The sequence below is a fragment of the Streptomyces sp. NBRC 110035 genome (assembly GCF_000829695.1).
Lineage (GTDB): Bacteria > Actinomycetota > Actinomycetes > Streptomycetales > Streptomycetaceae > Streptomyces.
On record NZ_BBNN01000080.1, the window covers coordinates 1 to 5056 of the forward strand.

At 73.7% G+C, this 5056-nt stretch carries 2 protein-coding genes; both read left to right on the forward strand.

The genetic code is table 11. From position 1 onward, the window contains the following. Positions 1-2452, forward strand: a 2452-nt coding sequence (locus TU30_RS32635; protein ID WP_042177230.1) for a polyketide synthase dehydratase domain-containing protein, incomplete at its 5' end; no start/stop codon positions are given. Positions 2453-2732: 280 nt separating this feature from the next. Further along, a partial coding sequence (locus TU30_RS32640; protein WP_042177232.1) for a type I polyketide synthase occupies positions 2733-5056 on the forward strand: 2324 nt, incomplete at its 3' end.

Here is a 5056-nt window from a genome sequence, read left to right on the forward strand (position 1 = left end):
TGACACCGTCCGCTTCGCCGACGGCGTGCGCGCCCTGGCCGACGGGGGAGCGGACGCCTTCCTCGAGATCGGCCCCGGCGCCGTCCTGACCGCCCTGACCCGGCAGACCCTCGGTGACGAGGCGGACGCCGTGGCGGCGCCCGCCCTGCGCGCCCGGCACGACGAGCAGACCACACTGCTCACCGGACTGGCCGAACTGCACGTCGCGGGCGTCCGCGTCGACTGGGCCGCCTGGTTCGAGGGAACCGGCGCCCGCCGCACCGACGTCCCCACCTACCCCTGGCAGCACCGCGCCTACTGGCCGCGGCCCCTCGCCTTCGCCGGGGACGTGGCCGGCGCCGGACTCACCCCCGCCGAACACCCGCTGCTCGGCGCGGCGGTGTCACTGGCCGGTACCAGCGGCGTGCTGCTCACCGGGCGGGTGTCCCTGCGCACCCACCCCTGGCTCACCGACCACACCATGGGCGGCATGGTCCTCTTCCCGGCCACCGGATTCCTCGAACTGGCCGTGCGCGCCGGCGACCAGGTGGGCTGCGGCCGGGTACAGGAACTCACCCTCACCACCCCGCTCGTGCTCGACGCCCGGAGCGCCGTCGCCGTCCAGGTGAGGGTCGGCGCCCCCGACGAGTCCGGAGGCCGGGAACTCGGCATCCACTCCCGGTCCGCCGACGCCCCCGACGAGCCGTGGACCCAGCACGCCGCCGGTGTCCTCGTCCCCGACGAGCGGCAGGTCGAGTTCGACGCCGCCCAGTGGCCGCCGCAGGGCGCCGAACCCCTCGACCTGACCGGCTTCTACGAGCGCACCGAGTACGGTCCCCTTTTCCAGGGTCTGCGCGCCGCCTGGGCCCGCGGCGAGGAGGTCTTCGCCGAACTGGAGCTGCCCGGCCGCGCGGACGACGCCGAACTGTTCGCCCTGCACCCGGCCCTGCTCACCGCCGCACTGCACGCCGTGGAGTTCGTCGAGCTGAAGGACGCCGACCAGGGCCTGCTGCCGTTCTCCTGGTCCGGGGTGTCCCTGCACGCCTCCGGTGCCGCCCGGCTGCGGGTGCGCCTGGCGAAGGCCGGGGAGGACACCGTGTCCATCGCAGCCGTCGACCCCGCCGGCCGGCCCGTACTGTCGGTCGAGGCGCTGGCCCTGCGCCCCTCGTCCGCCGCCCGGCTGCTCGGGCCCGGCGCCGCCGGCCGGCCTGCCGCACCGGCCGCGCGTGCGGCCCGCCCGGCCGCGACCGTCTCCACGGTGCCGGTCCGCGCCGCCGACACGGCCTCCTTCCTCGACCGGCTGACCACCTTCGGCGCCGCCGAACAGGAACATGCCCTGCACGACCTGGTCGTCACCTGCGCCGCGGAACTCCTCGGCCACCCCGACACCTCCGAGGTCGACCCCGAACGGGACTTCCTGGAGCTCGGCTTCGACTCCCTGATCAGCATCGAACTGCGCCGCAGGCTCAGCGAGGCCACCGGCCTGCAACTGCCCGCCAGCATCGTCTACGACAGCGGCTCCCCGAACGGCCTCACCTCCTGGCTGCTCACCGAACTGGGCGCCCAGGGCGGCGGTTCCGTCTCCCGGGGCGGCGTGCCGGGCGGCCCGGTCGAGAACGACTCGATGGAGAGGCTGTTCCTCGACGGCATCGCCCAGGGCAAAACCCGGGAAGCGCAGCGCATGCTGGCCACCGTCGCCGCCCTGCGGCCCACCTTCGAGGCGACCGCCGAACTGGAGGACCTGCCCTGGCCGGTGACGCTCGCCGAGGGCCCGGCCGCCTCGCGGCTGGTCTGCGTCAGCGCGCCCACCGCCAACGGCGGCGTCCACCAGTACGCCCAGCTCTCCGCGCACTTCCGGGGCAGCCGCGACGTGGCCGCGCTGCCGCTGGTCGGCTTCGCCACCGGTGAGGCCCTGCCCGCCGGTCCAGAGGCCGCCGCCCGGGTGATCGCCGAGAGCGCCCTGCAGGCCGCCGACGGGCAGCCCTTCGTCCTCGTCGGCCACTCCTCGGGCGGCTCCCTCGCCTATGCCGCCGCCGGCGTGCTGGAGACCATGTGGGGCATCCGCCCCGCCGCCGTCGTACTGCTCGACACGCTGAGCATCCAGCACAAGAACGACGAGGGCATGGACTTCTCGGGCATGATGCGGTTCAACTTCACCGCCGTCGACGACTCTCCCGTACGACTGACCAACTCCCGGCTGTCCGCGATGGGCCGGTGGATGGTGCTGCTCAACGCGCTCGACGTGCACCCCACCACCGCGCCCGTACTGGAGATCAAGTGCACTCGCGCCCTCATCGAGGGCGTGCCCGCACCGGACGCCGACACCCTGCACGAGCCCCTGGTGCCGTCGGCCACCGTACGGCCGGTCGACGCCGATCACCTCTCCCTGATCCGTGAGGACTCCGCGAAGGCCGCCGCCCTCATGGAGGAATGGCTGACCGCCCTGGAGGAATCGGCGGTCTCCGCCCAATAACCCGCGACGACTGGGGGAATCACCAGTTCTCCCTCCCGGGCCGGACGTGCGTGGTACCCACCACCGCGTCCGGCCCCGCCTTTCTCCCCAGGCTCTAGGGAAACCCGCAGTCCGGGACGGCCAGACTGGCCACCGGACCGGGTCGGGCCTACGACCCGGACCGGAAAGCCACCGGGCGCGCCCTGCGCGCACCGCGGGTTTCCGAACAGGGTCGGGGCGTGGAATCCGGAGACCGCCGCTCTCCGCGTTTTCCGGAATCTGAGTGAGAGGTGGGCACCTGATGTCGAACGAGGACAAGCTCCGCGCGTACCTCAAGCGGGCGATCGCCGACCTCCAGGAGGCCCGGCAGCAGCTCAGCGACGCCGAGAACCGCGACCGCGAGCCCGTCGCCGTCGTCGCCATGGCCTGCCGCTACCCCGGCGGCGCCCGCTCACCCGAGGAACTGTGGGAGCTGGCCCGGGACGGCGTGGACGCGATCTCCGCGTTCCCCGCCAACCGCGGCTGGGACCTCGACCGGCTGTTCCACCCCGACCCCGCCCACCACGGCACCACTTACACCCGCGAGGGCGGCTTCCTGCACGAGGCCGGCGAGTTCGACCCGGCGTTCTTCGGGATCTCCCCGCGCGAGGCCCTGGCCATGGACCCGCAGCAGCGCCTGCTCCTGGAGACCTCCTGGGAAGCCCTGGAGCGCGCCGGGATCCTCCCCGACTCCCTCACCGGCAGCCCCACCGGCGTCTTCGTCGGCACCGGGCACGGCGACTACGACAGCGCCTCCCGGGGCCGCCAGGAGGAGGTCGCCGGACACCTCCTGACCGGCAACACGGTCGCCGTCGCCTCCGGCCGGCTGTCCTACACGTACGGCTTCGAGGGCCCCGCCGTCACCGTCGACACCGCCTGCTCCTCCTCCCTGGTCGCCCTCCACCTGGCCGTGCGCTCGCTGCGTCAGGGGGAGTGCTCCCTCGCCCTGGCCGGCGGCGCCACCGTCATGTCGACGCCGAAGATGTTCACCGAGTTCGCCCGCCAGCGAGGCCTGGCAGCCGACGGCCGCTGCAAGGCGTTCGCCGCCGCCGCCGACGGCACCGCCTGGTCCGAGGGCGTCGGCATGGTCCTGCTGGAGCGGCTCTCCGACGCCCGCCGCAACGGCCACCCCGTCCTCGCCGTGGTGCGCGGCTCCGCCCTCAACCAGGACGGTGCCTCCAACGGCCTCACCGCACCCAACGGACCCTCCCAGCAGCGTCTGATCCGCCAGGCCCTCATCGACGCCGGGCTGTCCGCCGCCGACGTCGACGTCGTCGAGGCGCACGGCACCGGCACGACCCTGGGCGACCCGATCGAGGCCCAGGCCCTGCTGGCCACCTACGGCCAGGACCGTCCCGTCGACCGGCCGCTGCTGCTCGGCTCGCTGAAGTCGAACATCGGCCACACCCAGGCCGCCTCCGGTGTCGGCGGCGTCATCAAGATGGTGCAGGCCATGCGGCACGGCACGCTGCCCAAGAGCCTCCACATCGACGCGCCCACTCCGCACGCCGACTGGGCCGACGGCGCCGTCGACCTGCTCACCGAGCACACCGACTGGCCGGAGACCGGCCGGCCCCGCCGCGCCGCCGTGTCCTCCTTCGGAGTCAGCGGCACCAACGCCCACCTCGTGCTGGAACAGGCCCCGGAACCCGAGCCGGCCGACGGGGCCGGGGACCCGGTCGCGGAGACGGACGGCGTCCTCACCGAAGCGGTCCGGGCCCCGGCGTGGCTGCCGTGGGTGGTGTCGGCGAAGTCGCGTGAGGCGGTGCGGGAGCAGGCCGGGCGGCTGGCGGCGTCCGTGCGCGGCAGTGGCGCGGGTGCGCTGGACGTGGCGCACTCGCTGGTGTCGACCCGGGTCGCGATGGAGCACCGCTCGGTCGTCGTCGGCAGCGGTCCCGAGGACCTGCTCGCCGGACTCGACGCGCTCGCCGCCGGCCGGTCCGCCCCCGGCCTCGTCGACGGCACCGCCACCGAAGGCGACGGCGTTGTGTTCGTCTTCCCGGGCCAGGGTTCGCAGTGGGTCGGCATGGCCGTCGAACTCCTGGAGACCTCGCCGGTGTTCGCCCAGCGGATGTCTGCCTGCGCCGACGCGCTCGCTCCTCATGTCGAGTGGTCGTTGCTTGATGTGGTGGGGGGTGTGGAGGGTGCCGCGTCGTGGGAGCGGGTGGATGTGGTGCAGCCGGTGTTGTGGGCGGTGATGGTGTCGTTGGCGGAGGTGTGGCGTTCGTGCGGGGTGGAGCCGGCTGCGGTGGTGGGTCATTCGCAGGGTGAGATCGCGGCGGCGTGTGTGGCGGGTGGGTTGTCGTTGGAGGATGCGGCGCTGGTGGTGGCGTTGCGTTCGCGTGCGTTGCGTGCTCTGTCGGGTCTGGGTGGCATGGTGTCGGTGGCGTGTGGTGTGTCGGTGGTGGGGGAGTTGGTCGGCCGGTGGGAGGGCCGGGTGTCGGTGGCGGCGGTGAACGGGCCGTCGTCGGTGGTGGTGTCGGGTGACGCGGACGCGTTGGACGAGTTGCTGGTGGTGTGTGAGGCGCAGGGTGTGCGGGCGCGTCGGGTGGCGGTGGACTACGCGTCGCATTCGGCTCATGTGGA